Genomic DNA, 20,236 nt, shown 5'->3' on the forward strand with positions numbered 1-20,236 from the left:
GTGTTAGGCCTGCCGCCAGCGTTCAATCTGAGCCATGATCAAACTCTTCAATTTAAAAGTTTGATGCTCAATGAATTAAACTTCGTAATGAATTACGTGTTCACTCGTTGAGACTTGGTATTCATTTTTCGTCCGAGGACGTTAAGAATCCATGTCACTTTGAGTGCCCACACAGATTGTCTGATAAATTGTTAAAGAGCAGTTGCGACGCGCTTCAGCGCTCTGTCGCGAGGTGGCGTATATTACGCTTTCCTCTTTCAGAGTCAACCCTGATTTTCAGGATTTTTTCTCTTCAACCGACCGGGCTGTTTGTGAAGTGATTCACATCCGCCGTGTCGATGGAGGCGCATTATAGGGGGCCTCCGGGGAATGACAAGCGGAAATATGCATTTTTATTTCAACCGCTCATCTTTTCGCCAAAAAGCCTATTTTTGGTGCTTTTTGATCGCTTCAGGCAGCTCGGCCAGGCTATTAATCACCCAATCCGCTGCAGTCTCAGCTTCTGGCGTCACGGGTTTGCCGGTGCGAACTAATACTTTGGTACCCACACCCGCCGCGGTTGCCGCCTGCATATCTTCCATTTTATCGCCCACCATATAAGAAGCGGCCATATCAATATGCAGAAATTCCTGCGCCGAGATAAACATCCCTGGGTGCGGCTTACGGCAATCACAGGTCTGGCGATACTCTTCTACCGTTCCCTGCGGGTGATGAGGACAATAATAGATGCCATCAAGATCAACACCGCGGTCGGCAAGAGACCAGTCCATCCATTCCGTCAGCGTTTCGAATTGCGCTTCGGTAAATTTGCCACGCGCGATACCAGACTGGTTGGTGACAACCACCAGCGCATAGCCCATCTCTTTTAGCTGGCGCATGGCATCGATAACGCCTTCGATAAATTCGAACTCGTCAATCTCGTGAACATAACCGTGATCCACATTAATAGTGCCATCACGATCGAGAAAAATTGCGGGTACTGATTTTGCCACCGGTTTGCTCCTGAAAAAGGCGTGTTCAGCTAGTATCTCATGAATCGCAGCGCAATAAAGTGCTCATCGCACAGAGTTGGATTGATTTAGACGTCTGGATGCCTTAACATCCGTTTTGTTTACGGGCATCACCCGTATCTGGCAGACGAAAATGCCACGGCTAACTTACATACGATAAAAATAATCTAATGATTAAACTTTCCAATATCACCAAAGTGTTCCAGCAGGGGAACCGAACCATTCAGGCGCTGAACAATGTCAGCCTGCATGTTCCTGCTGGTCAGATTTATGGCGTCATTGGCGCATCGGGTGCAGGTAAAAGTACACTGATCCGTTGTGTTAACCTGCTTGAGCGCCCAACCCAGGGCAGCGTAGAAGTTGGCGGACAAGAACTGACCGCGCTCTCAGAAAAAGAACTGACCAAAGCGCGTCGCCAGATTGGCATGATCTTCCAGCACTTTAACCTGCTGGCGTCACGCACGGTGTTCGGCAACGTCGCCTTACCGCTGGAGCTCGACAACACGCCTAAAGATGAGGTTAAGCGTCGCGTAACCGAGCTGCTGGATCTCGTGGGTCTGGGTGATAAACATGATAGCTACCCGGCCAATCTGTCTGGCGGACAAAAACAGCGTGTAGCCATTGCCCGTGCGCTGGCAAGCAATCCCAAAGTGCTGCTGTGCGATGAAGCCACCAGCGCATTAGACCCGGCCACCACCCGTTCTATTCTGGAACTGCTGAAAGACATTAACCGTCGTCTCGGCCTGACGATCCTCCTTATTACCCACGAGATGGATGTCGTAAAACGCATCTGTGACTGTGTTGCCGTGATCAGCAACGGTGAACTGATTGAGCAGGACACGGTAAGTGAAGTGTTTTCACATCCTAAGACCCCGCTGGCGCAGCAATTTATTCAGTCCACACTGCATCTGGATATTCCGGAAGATTATCTGGAGCGTTTGAAAACCGAACCCACGACGGACAGCGTCCCGATGCTGCGAATGGAGTTCACCGGTCAGTCCGTTGATGCCCCGCTGCTTTCCGAAACCGCGCGCCGCTTCAATGTGAACAACAATATCATCAGCGCGCAGATGGATTACGCCGGTGGCGTGAAGTTCGGCATCATGCTGACGGAAATGCACGGCACACAAGAAGAAACCCAGGCGGCAATTGCCTGGCTGCAAGAACATCACGTAAAAATAGAGGTACTGGGTTATGTCTGAGCCGATGATGTGGCTGCTGGTTCGCGGCGTTTGGGAAACGCTGGCAATGACCTTTGTATCCGGTTTCTTTGGTTTTGTGATTGGCCTGCCGGTCGGCGTACTGCTGTACGTGACGCGTCCGGGTCAAATCATTGAGAACGCGAAGTTGTACCGTACGCTCTCTGCGCTGGTGAATATCTTCCGTTCTATCCCGTTTATTATTCTGCTGGTATGGATGATTCCATTCACCCGCGTGATTGTCGGCACCTCTATTGGTCTGCAGGCGGCCATTGTTCCCCTGACGGTCGGCGCCGCGCCGTTTATCGCGCGTATGGTGGAAAACGCCCTGCTTGAAATTCCAACCGGGTTGATCGAAGCTTCCCGCGCAATGGGCGCCACACCGATGCAGATCGTGCGCAAGGTTCTGCTGCCGGAAGCACTGCCAGGCCTGGTGAATGCGGCAACCATTACGCTTATCACCTTGGTCGGTTATTCCGCGATGGGCGGTGCCGTTGGCGCTGGCGGTTTAGGCCAGATTGGTTACCAGTACGGCTATATTGGTTATAACGCTACCGTAATGAATACCGTTCTGGTATTGCTGGTTGTACTGGTTTATCTCATCCAGTTCTCTGGCGATCGCATCGTCCGGGCTGTTACGCACAAATAACGTTACACACAACACAAACTCGACGAGTTAAGGATAAAAACATGGCGTTTAAATTAAAGACCTTTGCTGCAGCAGGCGCGCTGATCGGCTCTCTGGCACTGGTGGGTTGTGGTCAGGACGAAAAAGATCCAAACCACATTAAAGTGGGCGTTATCGTGGGTGCAGAACAGCAGGTTGCTGAAACCGCTCAGAAAGTGGCAAAAGAGAAGTATGGCCTTGATGTTGAGCTCGTGACCTTCAACGATTACGTTCTGCCGAACGAAGCGCTGAGCAAAGGCGATATTGACGCCAACGCCTTCCAGCACAAACCGTATCTGGATCAGCAGATCAAGGATCGCGGCTACAAACTGGTTGCGGTGGGTAATACCTTCGTTTACCCAATCGCGGGCTACTCCAAGAAGATTAAATCGCTGGACGAACTGCAGCCAGGCTCTCAGGTTGCTGTGCCAAACGACCCAACTAACCTGGGCCGTTCCCTGCTGCTGCTGCAGAAAGTGGGCCTGATTAAACTGAAAGACGGCGTTGGCCTGCTGCCGACCGTTCTCGACGTGACCGAGAACCCGAAAAATCTGAAAATTGTTGAGCTGGAAGCGCCACAGCTGCCACGCTCTCTGGACGATGCGCAGATCGCCCTGGCTGTTATCAACACTACCTACGCCAGCCAGATTGGCCTGACCCCGGCAAAAGACGGCATCTTTGTGGAAGACAAAGATTCCCCGTACGTTAACCTGATCGTGACCCGTGAAGACAACAAAGACGCGGAAAACGTGAAGAAATTCGTTCAGGCTTATCAGTCTGAAGAAGTTTACCAGGAAGCCAACAAAGTGTTTAACGGCGGCGCGGTTAAAGGCTGGTAATCTGACCTCAGTGTAATATCATCAAGACGGGCTTCTGCCCGTCTTGTCATTTGTGCAGTCAACTGATTCAATATCTGACGTTTTGATTATCCACTGAGGAATTATTATGCGTGCTTTACCGATCTGTCTTTTAGCACTGATGCTGAGCGGCTGTTCTATGCTAAGCAGATCTCCAGTTGAACCCGTTCAAAGCACTGCAACCCCGCCAAAAGCAGAGCCCGTTAAACCTAAAGCGCCTCGCCCTGCGCCGGTACGTATCATTACCAAAGCCGACGACCTCGTGGGCAAGCCTTTCCGTGAGCTCGGTGAGGTGAGCGGTGAATCCTGTCAGGCTACCAATCAGGACTCCCCACCCAACATTCCGACAGCCCGTAAACGTATGCAGATCAACGCGGCCAAAATGAAAGCTAACGCGGTACTGTTGCACAGCTGTGAAGTCACCAGCGGGACACCAGGCTGCTATCGTCAGGCGGTGTGTATTGGTTCGGCGCTGACCATTTCGGCGAAATGAGTGCCTTTCATTTCGAACAGATAGGCGTTATCCGCTCTCCTTACAAAGAGAAGTTTGCCGTGCCACGCCAGCCGGGTCTGGTCACCAGCGGCAGCGGTGAACTTCACTTGATTGCGCCCTATAATCAGGCCGATGCGGTGCGCGGGCTTGAGGCGTTCAGCCATTTATGGGTTGTTTTTGTGTTTCACCAGACGATGGACGGTGGCTGGCGTCCTACGGTGCGCCCTCCTCGTCTGGGCGGAAATGCCCGGATGGGGGTATTCGCGACCCGCTCAACCTTTCGTCCAAACCCGATCGGCATGTCGCTGGTTGAACTGAAAGGAATACGCTGTCAGAAAGATCAGGTGATACTGGAGTTAGGCAGCCTTGACCTGGTTGATGGCACCCCGGTTATCGACATTAAACCCTATCTGCCTTTTGCCGAAGCGTTGCCAGATGCCCGGGCCAGCTACGCCCAGCAAGCACCGCAGGCGGATATGCCTGTTCACTTTACGCCAGAACTGCTTACGCAACTTAGCCAACTGGAAAAGCGCTATCCCCGTTTGCGGGACTTTATCGTAGACGTTCTGGCGCAGGATCCGCGTCCAGCCTACCGTAAAGAAGAGGAAGCCGGGAAAACCTACGCCGTCTGGCTGCTGGATTTTAATGTCCGCTGGCGCGTGACAGAGACCGGTTTTGAAGTGTTTGCCCTGGAACCCAGGTAATTTTCTTCTCCTCTCTTTTGGCATCTTTGCCACACTGGTAAACTAAACCACTTTTTTTGTGTCAGGCTGGCGTTTCAGCCTGTTCCAATCGTCGAAATGGAACCGTAACAACATGCGTACTAGCCAATATCTGCTCTCCACACTGAAGGAGACACCTGCCGACGCCGAAGTCATCAGCCACCAGCTGATGCTGCGCGCCGGGATGATCCGCAAGCTGGCCTCCGGGTTGTACACCTGGCTGCCGACCGGCGTGCGCGTCCTGAAAAAAGTCGAAAACATCGTGCGTGAAGAGATGAATAACGCCGGTGCTATCGAGGTGTCCATGCCCGTGGTTCAGCCCGCTGACCTGTGGCAGGAGAGCGGCCGTTGGGAGCAATATGGCCCTGAACTGCTGCGCTTCGTTGACCGTGGCGAGCGTCCGTTCGTCCTCGGCCCGACGCATGAAGAAGTGATCACCGATCTGATTCGCAATGAGCTGAGCTCTTACAAACAGCTGCCGCTGAACTTCTTCCAGATCCAGACCAAGTTCCGTGACGAAGTTCGCCCACGTTTCGGCGTTATGCGTTCTCGCGAATTCCTGATGAAAGATGCTTACTCTTTCCATACTTCTCAGGAATCTCTGCAAGAGACCTACGACAAAATGTACGAGGCTTACAGCAAAATCTTCTCCCGCATGGGTCTGGATTTCCGTGCTGTGCAGGCCGATACCGGCTCTATCGGTGGTAGCGCGTCCCATGAGTTCCAGGTTCTGGCGCAGAGCGGTGAAGACGATGTGATCTTCTCTGACTCCTCTGACTACGCGGCAAACATTGAATTTGCTGAAGCACTGGCACCAAAAGAACCACGCGGCGCGGCAACCCAGGAAATGACGCTGGTTGACACGCCAAATGCCAAAACCATTGCCGAGCTGGTTGAGCAGTTTGCGCTGCCGATCGAAAAAACCGTTAAAACGCTGCTGGTGAAATCCACTGAAGGCAGTGCATATCCGCTGGTTGCCCTGCTGGTACGTGGTGATCACGAGCTGAACGAAGTGAAAGCTGAGAAGCTGCCACAGGTTGCCAGCCCACTGACCTTCGCAACGGAAGCAGAAATCCGCGCCGTCGTAAACGCAGGCCCAGGCTCTCTGGGTCCGGTGAATATGACTGTGCCTGTTGTGATTGACCGCACGGTTGCGGCGATGAGCGACTTCGCTGCAGGCGCTAATATTGATGGTAAACACTACTTTGGCATCAACTGGGATCGCGATGTGGCAACGCCAGAAGTGGCGGATATCCGCAACGTTGTTGCAGGCGATCCAAGCCCGGATGGCCAGGGCACCCTGATGATTAAACGCGGCATCGAAGTGGGCCATATCTTCCAGCTGGGCGATAAATATTCCCGTGCGCTGAACGCTGCCGTTCAGGGTGAAGATGGCCGTAACCAGATCCTGACCATGGGTTGCTACGGTATCGGGGTCACGCGCGTGGTGGCTGCGGCGATTGAGCAGAACTACGACGAGCGTGGCATTGTCTGGCCGGATAACATCGCGCCGTTCCAGGTGGCGATCCTGCCAATGAACATGCACAAGTCTTACCGTGTGCAGGAGCTGGCTGAGAAACTGTACGCAGAGCTGCGCGCGCAGGGTATCGAAGTGCTGATGGACGACCGTAAAGAACGTCCGGGCGTGATGTTTGCTGATATGGAACTGATTGGTATTCCTCATACCATCGTTATCGGTGACCGTAACCTCGACAGCGACGAAATTGAATATAAATACCGTCGTAGCGGCGAAAAACAGATGATCAAGACCGGTGATATCCTTGATTACCTGGTAAAAGCCATCAAAGGTTAAATAAAAAAACCCCGCTCAGGCGGGGTTTTTTCATGGCGCAAAGCCAGCGTTATTTACTGTTACAGTCTTTGCCTGCCGCGAACTTCGCATCTTTATCTGCCACAAGGGTTTTCACCAACTCGCCGCTATCCGGGTTTGGCTCCAGCGTAAAGTGACCGTCGACCGTCAATAATACCGGCTTACTGTCATTTCCGCGTGCGACCGCATAATCCCGTTCCAGCTGGGCATTGTTCGCCACGCTCACTTTCTTACCCGTTGCGCAATCTGTAAAGATGGCCGCATCAGCCATATAGAAATACATGCCCCGCATCGGCATCGGCGTGGCCGGCAGCGCCGCTTTCACCGGAGCCAGCGTGTAGTTGAACTGGGATTCAATCGGGTTGCCTTCACGGTCGAGCATCTCCATCCCCTCACCTTTGGCGCGGAAATACGTTTTCTCACCGCTCGTATCGGTCAACACCAGCTTCTCGGCCGTGCGTGCCCATGTCCCGTAAGTCGCAAAAGAGGAGGGTTCTTTCGCGCCCTGATACCGCTGATTCATGACCCACGTACCGTCTTTTTGCAGGAACAGCGACGTCTCAATGCCTTCACAGTCGGCACAAGGCAGTACGCCGCGCCAGCTCTGCTGCATTGGCTTTAACTCTTCATTCTGCGTTGGCTGCAGGACCTGCGTTTCCGAACGGTTGTTACATCCGAAAAGCGCAAAGAGCGTACTCACTGCCAACGCTGACCATAATGCTTTTTTCACAATGAATTCCTTATGAAATAGTGTTCCTTTTCGTCAATCCAAAGGGCGACGAACTTTACCGCGTAGTGCTTTCACTGTGGATTTCTGAGCCTTTGACGACAACCGACGCTCTTTCGATGCGCGGGTTGGCCGCGTTGCCCGACGGCTTTTTTGCACCGCAGTTAATTCTTTTATCACCGCCACCAGTCTGGCAATTGCCGCTTCCCGGTTTAACTCCTGGCTACGGTACTCCTGCGCCTTGATCACAATGACACCGTCGCTGGTGATCAGATGATGGCTGGCAGCGAGCAGACTTTCCTTATAATACTCTGGCAGGCTTGAGGCCCGAATGTCAAAGCGCAAATGGATAGCGGTTGAAGCCTTGTTAACGTGCTGTCCCCCCGCCCCCTGCGCACGGATGGCGGTGATCTCCAGCTCATTGTCCGGGATGCTGACGTTTCGGGACAACACGATCATGAAGCAGGCTGCCACGCTGCCAGATGAATTTCCAGATTATTCTGAGAGTCAGAAAGCCAGATTGCGCCCTCCTGGATCGTCGCCTGCAGAGTCATCGTCCGGCTGGCGAATTCGCTCAGCTGCGCCAGTTGTTCATCATCCAGATACCAGACCGTGAGGTTTTTAAACTGACCGCACTTGCTCTTGTTTTGCTGCCACCAGATTTCCGCAGCGCGTTGGTTGTACGCGAATAGCGCCACTTCCGCAGACTGGGTACACGCCTTTTTGAGGCGGCGCTCATCCGGCAGACCAAGTTCAATCCATAAATCGATACCCAGATGATCGTTACGCAGCCAGGCTTCCGGCTCGTCTTCTGCGCTTAAGCCACGGGTAAACTGCAGACGCTCGTCGGCATATTTAATCCACGCCAGCAGGCGCAGCATCATGCGCTCCTGGGTTTCAGAGGGGTGACGCGCCAGCGTCAGTGACGCATCCAGAAACTGGTTGCGGTCAAGGTCAGCCACATTGACCACCGCTTTATAAATTGTCGCTTTCAGCGCCATGGGAGAACTCCTTTCGAATCAGGCGCACATTGTAGCGAAAACAGCAGCAAAAGGCTGTTACGCCGTGATGAATACGGCGCCATCAAGGCTCTGATATTGCTTAAATGAGTATGGTATAGTCACCTTGCTAAACCGAGTTTATCTTCGTAGGCTTAATGATATCTCACAGTAAGTCAGTGCGCTGGCGGGAGGGGATGTGAATAATTATTGTGAGCTAATTCGCAAACGGTATGCGGAAATCGCCAGCGGAGATCTGGGATATGTCCCGGATGCGTTGGGCTGTGTATTGAAAGTGCTTAATGAAGTGGCCTCTGATGAGAGCCTTTCAGAATCGGTCAGGGAAAAAGCAGCGTATGCTGCGGCGAATTTACTGGTGAGCGATTATGTCGATGAATGATACTTATCAACCCATCAATTGTGATGACTATGACAACCTCGAACTCGCCTGCCAGCATCATTTAATACTGACGCTGGAGTTAAAAGATGGCGAAGTGTTGAAGGCGAAAGCCAGCGACCTGGTTTCACGTAAGAATGTGGAATATCTGATAGTGGAAGACGCCGGTGCGACGCGTGAGCTACGCCTGGACAAAATTGCCAGCTTCAGCCACCCGCAAATCGGCACCGTCGTGGTGAGCGAATCCTGATGACACTAACGGGCAGCCTGGCTGCCCGTTACGCTTTCCACTCCAGACTCACGCCCGATTCTGCCCAGCCCTCTTCTGTAATGAATACCCCTGCCGCCGCAATCAGCGTTTCACCGTAAAAAAGTAACGGCGTGGTATCGCGCAACCAGGGCGGCACATTGCACTCCTGCCAGATTTTTTTGAGCTTCCTTCCACCGTTACGTCCGACAATGTGCAGCATACCGCTGGCCTTAAAGCGCACGGTGACCGGTTCATTGGCTTTCGGTAAACGCACATGGCCTGGCGTCTCCAGAGACAAGCTTCCCATATCCCAGGGCAACAGCAGCGGTTTCACAGGCGATGGCCAGCCGAGCACCACATCTGCAAGCGAGGGGATTGATTTCACCCGCCACAGCTGGCCTTTATAGCGCCTGACGTCAAAACCGTTCAGGTGCACGCACGGCGTTGCATCCTCCCGCGCCTGGGCGACTTCGTCCCAGATACGTCCCAGCATGGCACGCGATGGCATCGTGGCACGGTGAGAGGCCAGCCAACGGCGCAGCAGCGCGGCCCGACGAACCGGACTCATCGCCTCCAGCGGTGCGATCGCCAACGCCCCGTTTACCGAAATCAGTTCAGCCAGTTCTGCACTCAGCAGTTCATCCAGCAGGCTCTCCTGTTCGGCACACAACAGGGCGCTTCGTGCTGTTGCGTCTGCAAAGTGCGGCCAGCGTGCGGTCAGTAACGGCAAAACACGCAGACGCAGGAAATTACGATCGTAGCCATCGTCCTGATTGCTTTCATCTTCAATCCAGCTCAGCTGATATTGCTGCGCCCAGGCCTCCAGCGATGCGCGCGACTCGCCAAGCAGCGGACGCAATAATTGCGTCCCGGCAAAATCAGAGCGTTCAGGCATGGCGGAGAGCCCCGCCGGACCACTTCCCCGTTTTAACGCCAGCAAAAAGGTTTCGCACTGGTCGTCAAGGTGCTGTGCCGTGACCAGCGCTTCGCCGGGCTGTAATGCCGCGGTAAACGCGGCATAGCGCGCCTTGCGCGCGTGCGCTTCAATACCGAGCCCCTCATCTCTGAGCACTACCCGTTTAATCTCAAGCGGGATCGCCCAGGCCGAGCACACCGCTTCACAGTGCGCAACCCAGGCGTCGGCGTGAGGACTCAGCCCATGATGGATATGCATCGCCCGGAGCTGAACGTCAGGTTGCTGATCGCGCCAGAGCTTGAGGCGATGGAGCAACACCGTGGAATCCAGGCCACCGCTAAATCCCACCAGCAGCTGGCGGTACGGTGAAACGGCTTGCGCAATAGCGGGTAGGGTCATAGAGAATTACACATAAAAAATGCCCGAACAGAGCGGGCATTATCACACAGGATGGCGCTTACTGCTGGTAAAGCTCCAGCGGAAGACCGTCCGGATCGTTGAAAAAAGTAAAACGCTTGTCGGTAAACGGATCGACACGAATCGCTTCGCACTTCACGCCATGCTCTTCAAGATGTTTTACCGCACGGTCAAGATCATCCACGCTAAAAGCCAGATGGCGCAGGCCGCAGGCTTCCGGACGGGACGGACGCGCAGGTGGGAAAGGAAAAGAGAACAGTTCAATGACATACTGCCCGTTTAACGCCAGATCGCCTTTCCAGGAGTCGCGCTCCACACGATAGGCCTCGCTTAACAGCGTAAAGCCCAGAATGTCGCAATAAAAGGCCTTACTTTTGGCGTAATCGGTGGCAATGATCGCAATATGATGAACCTGTTTTAAACCCAGCATAGCTTCTCCTTTTTATGATGCCTGAACGTTACAACCGAAAACCCGCCCCTGGCAAGCAGCCACCTTTATTTTAGGACTCGCACCCAGTAAACCCCATTTTCATCACGTTTCGCACCGTGGATATCCGTCTCGAAGCCCGGATAGTGACGCCCCACAGAACAGAGCATCAGCAGAAAATCGAGCACCGCACGGCTCTCTTCGGTGATCATCTCTCCCGGCATCAGCAGCGGTACGCCCGGCGGATAAGGCAGGATCATATTGGCCGAGACGCGTCCCACCAGATTTTCCAGCTCAACGGTTTCTACCTCCCCTTTCACCTGTCGCTGCCAGGCTTTGTGCGGCGTCAGTTTCATCTCAGGCAAGACGTCAAACGCCTGCAGCATCAGGCGCGGCAGATCGTGCTGGCGGATCAGTTTGTGGATCCCCTGGGCCAGATCCTGTATACGCATATTGCGATAAAAATCAGGATCCTCCGCATAGAGATCCGGCAGCATGTTCTTCACGCGCAGGTTCAGATCGTACGCACGCTTAAACTCCATCAGCCCACGTAGCAGACCCATCGCGCGGGTTTTATCAATCCCAATGCTGAACAGGAACAACAGGTTATACGGTCCGGTTTTCTCCACCACCACGCCGCGCTCATCAAGGAATTTCGCCACCAGCGCGGCCGGAATACCTTCGTCGCTCATGTTACCCTGTTCATCCATGCCCGGCGTCAGGATGGTCACTTTTACCGGGTCGAGGAACATGTGGTCGGCATCGGCATCACGGAAGCCGTGCCACTCTTCACCCGGCGCGACCGGCCAGCACTCCGCCTCGTCAATCTCTTCCGGCTGCCAGATATCAAAGAACCAGCCCTCAGCCTCATCTTTTAACCGCTGAACCTCTTTGCGGAAATGCAGCGCGCGCTCCACAGAGCGATTGATAAGTCGTTTGCCCGGATTGCCGCGCAGCATCGCCGCAGCCGTTTCAATGGAGGCCACCAGCGGATAACTTGGTGAGGTGGTGGTGTGCATCATAAACGCTTCGTTAAACGTCTCTTCGTCGTACTCACCTTTGATATGGATAAGCGAGGCCTGGGAAAACGCAGCCAGCATTTTGTGCGTCGATTGCGTTTCGAAAAACACTTTGCCCGGCACACGTTCGCCACTCATTCCACTTTTACCCGTGTAGATGGGGTGAAAATTGGTATAAGGCACCCACGCGGAATCAAAGTGGATCGAGGGGACATCCAGCGTCTGTTTGATCCAGTTGGTGTTATACAGCAATCCGTCATAGGTGGAGTTGGTGATCACCGCGTGGATCGGCCAGCTTGCGCCGGGGATCGCCGCCACCTTATTTTCTATGGCTGAATGGGTGAATTCACGGCGCGGAATTCCCCCCAGGATCCCCAGCGCGTTACGCGTGGGTGACAGCCAGAGCGGCACGACATCGCTCATCATCAGCAGATGCGCCAGCGACTTATGGCAGTTACGGTCGATGAGTAACGTACTTCCGGCCGGGGCGGCATACATGCCGACGATTTTGTTTGACGTCGACGTACCGTTGGTCACCATATAGCTCTGCTCGGCCCCAAAGGTGCGGGCGATGTACTCTTCGGCTTCCAGATGGGGACCGGTGTGATCCAGCAATGAGCCAAGCTCGGTAACCGAAATCGACACATCCGCTTTCAGGGTGTTGCCGCCGAAGAAATCATAAAACAGACAGCCAACCGGGCTTTTTTGATAAGCCGTCCCCGCCATATGACCAGGCGTGCAAAAGGTGTACTTTCCTTCCTTCACATAGGTAAACAGCGCCCGGGTAAACGGCGGCGTGATGTTATCCAGATACTCGCCGGTATATTGCTGAATGCGGGCCGCAATATCTTCGGCCACGCCGAGTGAGTATTCGAAAAACCACAGCGCCATCCGCATATCCTGGGCACTGACGTCCATGGTCGAGTGGGTATTGATAAACGCATACAGCGGGAGATATTCATTCAGCTTGTTGATATCGCTGCACAGCTCCAGGTCGTACTCATCCCAGTCGAAGATCACGCCACAGATCCGCGGGTTGTGCTCAATGAACTTCAGCAGATCAGCGCTGTTGTGCGGCCAGATCAGCTGATAGCCACGTGACTGCAGGGCCTGCTCCAGCTCCTTGATGGGCTCATCTTTATAAAAGACGCCGTGTGGCCCCATAATGGCAATAATATTCACGGGCTTCCTCCTTAAAAAACATTAGCTAAGCATAGCCAGGGTAAACCGCAGGTATAAAAAAAGCCGCAACAGTGTGCGGCTTTTCAGATAATTGTGAAGCTTACGCGTAACCGTAGGTCATCAGACGCTGGTAACGACGATTGAGCAGGTCTTCTTTGCTCAGCACATCCAGGTCCGCCAGATCGGCCAGCAGCTGCGCTTTCAGGGAAGCGGCCATCACTTCCGGCTTACGATGCGCACCACCCAGAGGCTCAGGGATGACGGTATCGATCAGCTTCAGCTCTTTCAGGCGTGGGGCAATGATGCCCATCGCTTCTGCAGCCAGAGGCGCTTTATCGGCGCTCTTCCACAGGATGGAGGCACACCCTTCCGGAGAGATAACGGAATAGGTGCTGTACTGCAGCATATTCACTTTATCGCCCACGCCAATCGCCAGCGCACCACCGGAACCACCTTCACCGATGACGGTACAGATGACAGGCACCTTCAGGCGAGACATCTCACGCAGGTTACGTGCGATGGCTTCAGACTGACCGCGCTCTTCCGCGCCCACGCCTGGGTAAGCACCCGGGGTGTCGATAAAGGTGATGATGGGCATATTGAAACGCTCAGCCATCTCCATCAGACGCAGGGCTTTACGGTAGCCTTCTGGTGCCGGCATACCAAAGTTACGACGGATCTTCTCTTTGGTTTCACGGCCTTTCTGATGGCCAATGATCATCACCGGACGTCCATCCAGACGAGCGATACCACCGACGATAGCTTTATCGTCAGCGTAAGCGCGGTCGCCTGCCAGTTCGTCAAATTCGTCAAACGCCAGGCGGACATAATCCAGGGTGTACGGACGCTGTGGGTGACGCGCCAACTGGGCGATCTGCCATGCGCCGAGATCGGCAAAGATTTTGCGCGTCAGTTCTACGCTTTTTTCGCGCAGACGATGCACTTCTTCGTCGATGTTAATATCCAGTTTTTCATCCTGACGGCTTACCGCTGTCAGAGAATCGATTTTCGCTTCCAGCTCAGCAATCGGCTGTTCGAAATCAAGGAAATTCAGACTCATAGTATTCCTGTATTAGTCAAACTCCAGTTCCACCTGCTCCGAACCAATGAGGCCACGGAGATCGTTCAGTAAACGATCGCTCGGAGAGACACGCCACGTTGCACCAAAGCGCAACCGCGCACGTGCATCCGCCCTCTGATAGTAGAGATGTACTGGAATTGTCCCCGAGCGGTGGGGTTCCAGAGACTGACGGAGTCGGTTTAAAAGCTGGTCATCAATTTGCCTGTCCGTCAGCGAGATAGCAAGCCCGCGAGCATATTTTTCCCGGGCTTCGTCAATGTCCATCACTTCGCGGGCGGTCATTTTAAGCCCCCCGCTGAAGTCATCAAAGCTGACCTGTCCGCTGACGATAAGTATGCGGTCTTTTTCCAGCAATTGCTGGTATTTATCCAGCGCGTCGGTGAATAACATCACCTCCAGACGCCCGGAACGGTCATCCAGGGTACAGATGCCGATACGATTGCCGCGCTTGGTGACCATAACCCTTGCAGCAATCACGAGCCCCGCAGCCGTGGTGATTTTACCACGTTCTGTCGGATGCATGTCTTTCAGCCTGTAGCCTCCGACATAGCGCTCAATTTCTTTGATGTACTGATTGATCGGGTGCCCCGTCAGGTACAAGCCTAACGTTTCACGCTCACCATCCAGCACCACCTGTTCTGGCCACGGCAGACAGCTGGCGTAAGACTGCTCGATCTGCTCTGGCTCTTCCGCCAGCACGCCGAACATGTCCGCCTGGCCAATGGCTTCCGCTTTTGCGTGCTGATCCGCGGCTTTCAGCGCATCGCCAAGCGAGTTCATCAGCGCGGCGCGGTGCGGCCCCAGCCTGTCGAACGCACCGGACATGATCAGTTTTTCCAGCACGCGGCGGTTCAGTTTTTTGGTATCGGTGCGGGCGCACAGATCAAACAGCTCGCGGAAATAACCACCGTTATTACGCGCTTCGATGATTGCCTCGATCGGCCCTTCCCCTACGCCTTTGATCGCGCCGATCCCGTACACGATCTCCCCGTCGTCGTTAACGTGGAAATGGTAAAGACCCGAGTTAATGTCCGGCGGCAGGATCTTCAGTCCCATGCGCCAGCACTCATCCACCAGCCCAACCACCTTCTCGGTGTTATCCATATCGGCGGTCATTACCGCCGCCATAAATTCAGCGGGATAGTGCGCCTTCAGCCACAGGGTTTGATACGACACCAAAGCATAGGCGGCAGAGTGCGATTTGTTAAATCCGTACCCGGCGAATTTCTCCACCAGGTCGAAGATTTTCATTGCCAGTTCGCCGTCAATGCCGTTTTTCTTCGCGCCGTCTTCAAAAATAGAGCGCTGCTTGGCCATCTCTTCCGGCTTTTTCTTACCCATTGCACGACGCAGCATATCCGCGCCGCCGAGCGTATAGCCGGAAAGCACCTGGGCAATCTGCATAACCTGTTCCTGGTACAGGATGATGCCGTAGGTTGGCTCAAGTACCGGCTTCAGGCTTTCGTGCTGCCACTGAACGTCCGGGTAGGAAATCTCTTCCCGACCATGCTTACGGTCGATAAAGTTATCTACCATCCCCGACTGCAGCGGTCCCGGACGGAACAGCGCCACCAGTGCGATCATATCTTCGAAGCAGTCTGGCTGCAGACGCTTGATCAGATCTTTCATGCCGCGGGATTCAAGCTGGAAGACCGCGGTGGTCTCCGAGCGCTGCAGCATGTCGAAACTTTTCTTGTCATCCAGCGGGATAGCCGCGATATCCAGCGGCGGCTCGCCGTTCTTCTCGCGGCGGGCGTTGATCATCTCCAGCGCCCAGTTGATGATGGTAAGCGTACGCAGACCGAGGAAGTCGAACTTCACCAGCCCGGCGTATTCAACGTCGTTCTTATCAAACTGGGTAACCGGGTGCTGCCCCGCTTCGTCACAATAGAGCGGCGCAAAGTCGGTAATTTTGGTCGGGGCGATAACCACACCACCCGCGTGTTTACCGGCGTTACGCGTGACGCCTTCCAGCTTACGCGCCATGTCAATCAGCGCTTTGACTTCTTCGTCAGCTTCGTAGATTTCCGGCAGCTGCGGCTCGGCTTCAAACGCTTTTGCCAGCGTCATCCCCGGATCGGGCGGCACCAGCTTAGAGATGCGATCGACGAAGCCGTACGGATGCCCCAGCACGCGGCCCACGTCGCGGATAACCGCTTTCGCCGCCATCGTACCGAAGGTAATGATCTGCGATACCGCGTCACGGCCATACATATCCGCCACGTGCTCAATAACCTGGTCACGTTTTTCCATACAGAAGTCGACGTCGAAGTCGGGCATGGAGACACGTTCCGGGTTAAGGAAACGTTCGAACAGCAGGTCAAATTCCAGCGGGTCGAGGTCAGTGATCTTAAGCGCATAGGCCACCAGTGACCCGGCACCGGAACCACGTCCTGGACCAACCGGCACGCCGTTATCCTTCGACCACTGGATAAACTCCATTACGATCAAGAAGTAGCCCGGGAAGCCCATCTGGTTGATAACCTGAAGTTCAATATCCAGGCGCTCGTCATACTCCGGACGGCGTTTTTTACGCTCTTCTTCATCCGGGAAAAGGAATTCAAGACGTTCTTCCAGACCTTCTTTGGATTTCATGACCAGGAAGTCTTCCGTGGTCATTTCCCCGGTCGGGAACTGCGGCAGGAAATACTCACCCAAACGCACGGTAACGTTACAGCGCTTGGCGATTTCAACGCTGTTTTCCAGCGCTTCCGGGATGTCAGAGAAGAGTTCACACATCTCCTCTTCGCTGCGCATGTACTGCTGAGCAGAATAATTACGCGGGCGCTTCGGATCGTCGAGGGTGAAGCCATCATGGATCGCCACGCGAATCTCGTGAGCGTCGAAATCCCCGGCCTCAAGGAAGCGTACATCGTTGGTTGCCACCACGGGCAGCCCGCGCGCTTCCGCAAGCGCCACAGCGGCATGGAGATAACTCTCTTCATCCGGGCGACCGGTGCGGATCAGCTCCAGATAATAACGATCCGGGAAGTACTCTTCATAGAATGATACGCACTGATCCACCAGCGCACTATTGCCGCGCAGCAGGCATTTGCCCACATCACCCATGCGGCCGCCGGAGATCAGCAATAACCCTTCGTTCAGCTCCGCCAGCCAGTCCCGGTCAATCCATGGCCCCAGGGCGCCGTAGCCTCGCTGGTAGGCTTTGGAGATTAGCAGGGTGAGATTCTGATAACCCGTGTTGTTCATCGCTAACACGGAAATTTGCGTCATTTCGTCGCCGAGCAGTTCGCTCTGCACATGAAAATCAGCTCCGACGATGGGTTTCATCCCCGCGCCATGCGCCGTTCCGTAGAACTTCACCAGACCACACAGGTTGGTAAAATCGGTGATCGCCAGCGCAGGCATACCCAGTGAGGCCGCCTTTTTTACCAGCGGCCCGGTTTTCGCCAGCCCATCGATCATGGAGTAGTCGCTATGCACCCGCAGGTGTACGAAACGTGGTTCAGCCATCTTCAGATTCCGCGTTACTTAATTGCTTGCGTATTGATTCAGGACACCAGTCCCAGCGCGCGTTTCACTGGGCCAAAACTGCGCCGGTGATGCTCGGTTGCGCCATGTTCAGCCAGCTTTTCCAGGTGGAAGGCTGTAGGATACCCTTTATGCTGAGCGAAGCCATACTGAGGGTAAGTGAGATCCAGCGCGGCCATTTCAGCATCGCGAGTCACTTTGGCAATAATAGAAGCCGCACTGATTTCCGCGACCCGGCTATCCCCTTTTACTACCGCCATGGAAGGCACTGGTAATGCAGGGCAACGGTTGCCGTCAATAAGAACATACTCCGGGGCAATTTTCAGCCCCGCCACCGCACGCTGCATCGCCAGCATTGTGGCATGCAGGATGTTCAGCTCGTCAATTTCATGCGGCTCGGCACGCCCAAGGCTCCAGGCTAATGCTTTTTCCTGAATCTCATCAAATAACGCCAGTCGGCGCTTTTCTGAAAGCTTTTTGGAGTCATTCAACCCGATAATCGGACGGGCAGGATCGAGGATCACCGCCGCGGTCACGACAGCGCCCACTAACGGGCCACGGCCCACTTCGTCCACACCCGCAACAAGGTGGGTGTGAGGATAAATAAATTCCATCATCTTGCTAACTCCAGCACCGCATCAGCCGCTTGCTCATCGGCATTACAGCGGATCTGCTGATGCAGTTCGCGGAACGTATCATGCATCTGGTGGCTGGTCTTGCCGTTGGCAAGCAGCGGTAGCAGCGCATCGGCCAGCGCCTGAGGCTGACACTCGTCCTGCAGAAGCTCTTTCACCAGTTCACGCCCGGCGAGCAGGTTTGGCAGCGAAACGTACTCCGTCTTCACCAGGCGTTTAGCCAGCCAGAAGGTGAACGGCTTCATGCGATAGCCTACCACCATCGGACATTTCGCCAGCATGCACTCCAGGGCTGCCGTACCGGAGGCCAGCAGCGCGGCATCGCTCGCGACCATCGCCTCACGGCCTTTTCCATCCAGCAGATGGATGTGAAGATCCGGTGCAACCTCGGCTTTGATACGCTCAAACTGCTCCCGGCGCTTGGCGTTCACCAGCGGCACAACCACTTCGAGATCGGGATAGGTATCGCGCAGAATTTGCGCGGTTTTCAGGAAGTCCGCGCTAAGCATCTCTACTTCTGCGCCACGGCTACCCGGCAGAAGAGCCAGACAGTGCGCATCGTGAGGGATCCCCAGCACGTCACGCGCTGCGTTTTTATCCGGATCCAGCGGCATCGCATCCGCCATGGTATGCCCGATAAAACGGCACGGAACGTTAAATTTGTCGTAAAACGCTTTTTCGAAAGGCAGGAAAGCCAGCACCAGATTGGTTGACCGTCCGATTTTGAAAACGCGTTTCTGTCGCCACGCCCAGACGGACGGACTGACGTAGTGAATGGTTTTAATGCCCTGCTTTTTCAGATTCCCTTCGAGGGTAATGTTGAAGTCAGGCGCATCAATACCGACAAAGACATCGGGTTTGAGCTCGGTGAAGCGGCGGGTAAGATCGGCGCGGATATGCAGCAGACGACGCAGTCGCCCCAGCACTTCAACAATGCCCATCACGGCCAGCTCTTCCATTTCGTACCAGGCTTCGCAGCCTTCAGCCTGCATTAGCGGGCCTGCAACGCCAACAAAGCGAGCATCAGGTACGCGAGCCTTAAGCGCGCGGATAAGACCGGCACCAAGAATATCGCCGGAGGTTTCTCCGGCGACCAGGGCTATCGTAAGCGGACGACTGTCGACCATTAACGAATCAGACCCCTTGTGGAACGGTCAAAGAATTCCATGAACGCGTTCACTTCAGGGTGCTTTTCCGCCAGTTCGGCAATTTCCGGCTTCGCCTCTTCCAGCGTTTTGCCGCTACGGTACAGTAACTTATACGCGTTGCGGATAGCCGTAATCGCTTCGCGACTAAAGCCACGACGCTTGAGGCCTTCGATGTTCACGCCGAATGGCGTGGCATGGTTGCCCTGCGCAATTACATACGGTGGGACGTCCTGCGCCACACCGGAGCATCCGCCGACCATCACGTGTGCACCAATGATGCAGAACTGATGGACTGCGGTCATACCGCCAATAATTGCGAAATCATCAACCGATACGTGTCCTGCCAGCGTTGCGTTGTTGGCAAGAATACAGCGGTCACCTACGGTACAGTCGTGCGCGATGTGCGCATTAACCATAAACAGGTTATCGCTGCCCACCTTCGTCAACCCACCACCCTGTACTGTTCCACGATGAATGGTGACGCTTTCGCGGATACGGTTACGATCGCCAATTTCCAGACGGGTCGACTCACCAGCATATTTTAAATCCTGGTTAACTTCGCCGATGGAGGCGAACTGATAGATCTCATTGTTGCTGCCAATGGTCGTATGACCATTCACGACAACGTGAGATTTCAGTACTGTACCCTCACCAATTTCGACATGGGGACCAACAATACAGAACGGGCCAATGTGGACATTAGCACCAATAATGGCGCCGGTTTCCACAATGGCGGTAGGATGAATAAAGGCAGATTTATCAATCACG

General features: G+C 54.4%; 20 protein-coding genes. 8 read left to right on the plus strand and 12 right to left on the minus strand.

Annotation, left to right across the window (positions count from 1 at the left end; all coding sequences use genetic code 11):
• Positions 1 to 425 precede the first annotated feature (425 nt).
• On the minus strand, positions 426 to 992 hold the full coding sequence (gene gmhB, locus PUZ33_RS18215) for a D-glycero-beta-D-manno-heptose 1,7-bisphosphate 7-phosphatase (RefSeq protein WP_020688563.1): 567 nt from the start codon (positions 990 to 992) through the stop codon (positions 426 to 428).
• A gap of 188 nt (positions 993 to 1,180) precedes the next feature.
• On the opposite strand from gmhB, the gene metN reads away from it, so the two are divergent.
• The 6 genes from metN to proS all read left to right on the plus strand — a co-directional run bounded on the left by metN (position 1,181) and on the right by proS (position 6,761).
• A complete protein-coding gene (gene metN, locus PUZ33_RS18220) occupies positions 1,181 to 2,212 on the plus strand; it encodes a methionine ABC transporter ATP-binding protein MetN (protein ID WP_023621751.1) in 1,032 nt (343 codons plus the stop codon).
• Positions 2,205 to 2,858: a methionine ABC transporter permease MetI gene (locus PUZ33_RS18225; protein ID WP_003856130.1), complete on the plus strand. Its 654-nt coding sequence runs from the start codon at positions 2,205 to 2,207 to the stop codon at positions 2,856 to 2,858. Before metN ends, PUZ33_RS18225 begins: the two co-directional genes overlap by 8 nt.
• 41 nt (positions 2,859 to 2,899) lie before the next feature.
• Positions 2,900 to 3,715 (plus strand): methionine ABC transporter substrate-binding lipoprotein MetQ, encoded by an 816-nt coding sequence (metQ, locus tag PUZ33_RS18230; protein WP_013095678.1) that lies wholly within the window; start codon positions 2,900 to 2,902, stop codon positions 3,713 to 3,715.
• 106 nt (positions 3,716 to 3,821) lie between these two features.
• On the plus strand, positions 3,822 to 4,226 hold the full coding sequence (gene rcsF, locus PUZ33_RS18235) for an Rcs stress response system protein RcsF (protein ID WP_023621752.1): 405 nt from the start codon (positions 3,822 to 3,824) through the stop codon (positions 4,224 to 4,226).
• On the plus strand, positions 4,223 to 4,930 hold the full coding sequence (gene tsaA / locus PUZ33_RS18240) for a tRNA (N6-threonylcarbamoyladenosine(37)-N6)-methyltransferase TrmO (RefSeq protein ID WP_038418726.1): 708 nt from the start codon (positions 4,223 to 4,225) through the stop codon (positions 4,928 to 4,930). Before rcsF ends, tsaA begins: the two co-directional genes overlap by 4 nt.
• A 112-nt stretch (positions 4,931 to 5,042) precedes the next feature.
• A complete protein-coding gene (proS, locus tag PUZ33_RS18245) occupies positions 5,043 to 6,761 on the plus strand; it encodes a proline--tRNA ligase (protein WP_038418725.1) in 1,719 nt (572 codons plus the stop codon).
• Between the two features lie 49 nt (positions 6,762 to 6,810).
• Here the strand turns inward: proS and nlpE are convergent, their stop codons facing one another.
• The 3 genes from nlpE to PUZ33_RS18260 are packed head-to-tail and all read right to left on the minus strand — an operon-like array spanning position 6,811 to position 8,507.
• A complete protein-coding gene (gene nlpE / locus PUZ33_RS18250; RefSeq protein ID WP_013095674.1) occupies positions 6,811 to 7,509 on the minus strand; it encodes an envelope stress response activation lipoprotein NlpE in 699 nt (232 codons plus the stop codon).
• A 33-nt stretch (positions 7,510 to 7,542) separates the two neighbouring features.
• Positions 7,543 to 7,965 (minus strand): alternative ribosome rescue aminoacyl-tRNA hydrolase ArfB, encoded by a 423-nt coding sequence (gene arfB / locus PUZ33_RS18255; RefSeq protein ID WP_020688557.1) that lies wholly within the window; start codon positions 7,963 to 7,965, stop codon positions 7,543 to 7,545.
• Entirely contained in the window at positions 7,962 to 8,507 is a 546-nt protein-coding gene (locus tag PUZ33_RS18260; protein ID WP_058680738.1) for a YaeQ family protein, read from the minus strand. Before PUZ33_RS18260 ends, arfB begins: the two co-directional genes overlap by 4 nt.
• Before the next feature lie 196 nt (positions 8,508 to 8,703).
• On the opposite strand from PUZ33_RS18260, the gene PUZ33_RS18265 reads away from it, so the two are divergent.
• Both PUZ33_RS18265 and rof read left to right on the plus strand, forming a co-directional pair.
• Positions 8,704 to 8,904, plus strand: coding sequence for a YaeP family protein (locus tag PUZ33_RS18265; protein ID WP_008501889.1), 201 nt, complete (start codon positions 8,704 to 8,706; stop codon positions 8,902 to 8,904).
• Entirely contained in the window at positions 8,891 to 9,151 is a 261-nt protein-coding gene (gene rof, locus PUZ33_RS18270) for a Rho-binding antiterminator (RefSeq protein ID WP_014830722.1), read from the plus strand. Before PUZ33_RS18265 ends, rof begins: the two co-directional genes overlap by 14 nt.
• Before the next feature lie 28 nt (positions 9,152 to 9,179).
• On the opposite strand, the gene tilS is transcribed toward rof, so the two are convergent.
• The 8 genes from tilS to lpxA form a co-directional block, all read right to left on the minus strand.
• The gene (tilS, locus tag PUZ33_RS18275; RefSeq protein WP_058680737.1) at positions 9,180 to 10,466 is read right to left on the minus strand and encodes a tRNA lysidine(34) synthetase TilS; all 1,287 of its coding nucleotides are present in this window, start codon (positions 10,464 to 10,466) and stop codon (positions 9,180 to 9,182) included.
• Between the two features lie 58 nt (positions 10,467 to 10,524).
• Positions 10,525 to 10,914: a VOC family protein gene (locus PUZ33_RS18280; protein ID WP_013095668.1), complete on the minus strand. Its 390-nt coding sequence runs from the start codon at positions 10,912 to 10,914 to the stop codon at positions 10,525 to 10,527.
• 65 nt (positions 10,915 to 10,979) lie between these two features.
• Entirely contained in the window at positions 10,980 to 13,112 is a 2,133-nt protein-coding gene (locus tag PUZ33_RS18285) for a lysine decarboxylase LdcC (protein ID WP_062676727.1), read from the minus strand.
• Between the two features lie 100 nt (positions 13,113 to 13,212).
• Positions 13,213 to 14,172, minus strand: coding sequence for an acetyl-CoA carboxylase carboxyl transferase subunit alpha (accA, locus tag PUZ33_RS18290; protein WP_013095666.1), 960 nt, complete (start codon positions 14,170 to 14,172; stop codon positions 13,213 to 13,215).
• A gap of 12 nt (positions 14,173 to 14,184) precedes the next feature.
• The gene (gene dnaE, locus PUZ33_RS18295) at positions 14,185 to 17,667 is read right to left on the minus strand and encodes a DNA polymerase III subunit alpha (RefSeq protein ID WP_013095665.1); all 3,483 of its coding nucleotides are present in this window, start codon (positions 17,665 to 17,667) and stop codon (positions 14,185 to 14,187) included.
• Between the two features lie 38 nt (positions 17,668 to 17,705).
• Positions 17,706 to 18,302, minus strand: coding sequence for a ribonuclease HII (rnhB, locus tag PUZ33_RS18300; RefSeq protein WP_013095664.1), 597 nt, complete (start codon positions 18,300 to 18,302; stop codon positions 17,706 to 17,708).
• Entirely contained in the window at positions 18,299 to 19,447 is a 1,149-nt protein-coding gene (lpxB, locus tag PUZ33_RS18305; protein ID WP_013095663.1) for a lipid-A-disaccharide synthase, read from the minus strand. The genes rnhB and lpxB overlap by 4 nt, the downstream gene beginning before the upstream one ends.
• Complete coding sequence (gene lpxA / locus PUZ33_RS18310; RefSeq protein WP_013095662.1) at positions 19,447 to 20,235, minus strand: acyl-ACP--UDP-N-acetylglucosamine O-acyltransferase; 789 nt, start codon at positions 20,233 to 20,235, stop codon at positions 19,447 to 19,449. The genes lpxB and lpxA overlap by 1 nt, the downstream gene beginning before the upstream one ends.
• Between the last annotated feature and the right edge of the window lies 1 nt (position 20,236).

The sequence above is a fragment of the Enterobacter cloacae complex sp. 2022EL-00981 genome, assembly GCF_028737495.1.
Classification (GTDB): domain Bacteria; phylum Pseudomonadota; class Gammaproteobacteria; order Enterobacterales; family Enterobacteriaceae; genus Enterobacter; species Enterobacter cloacae.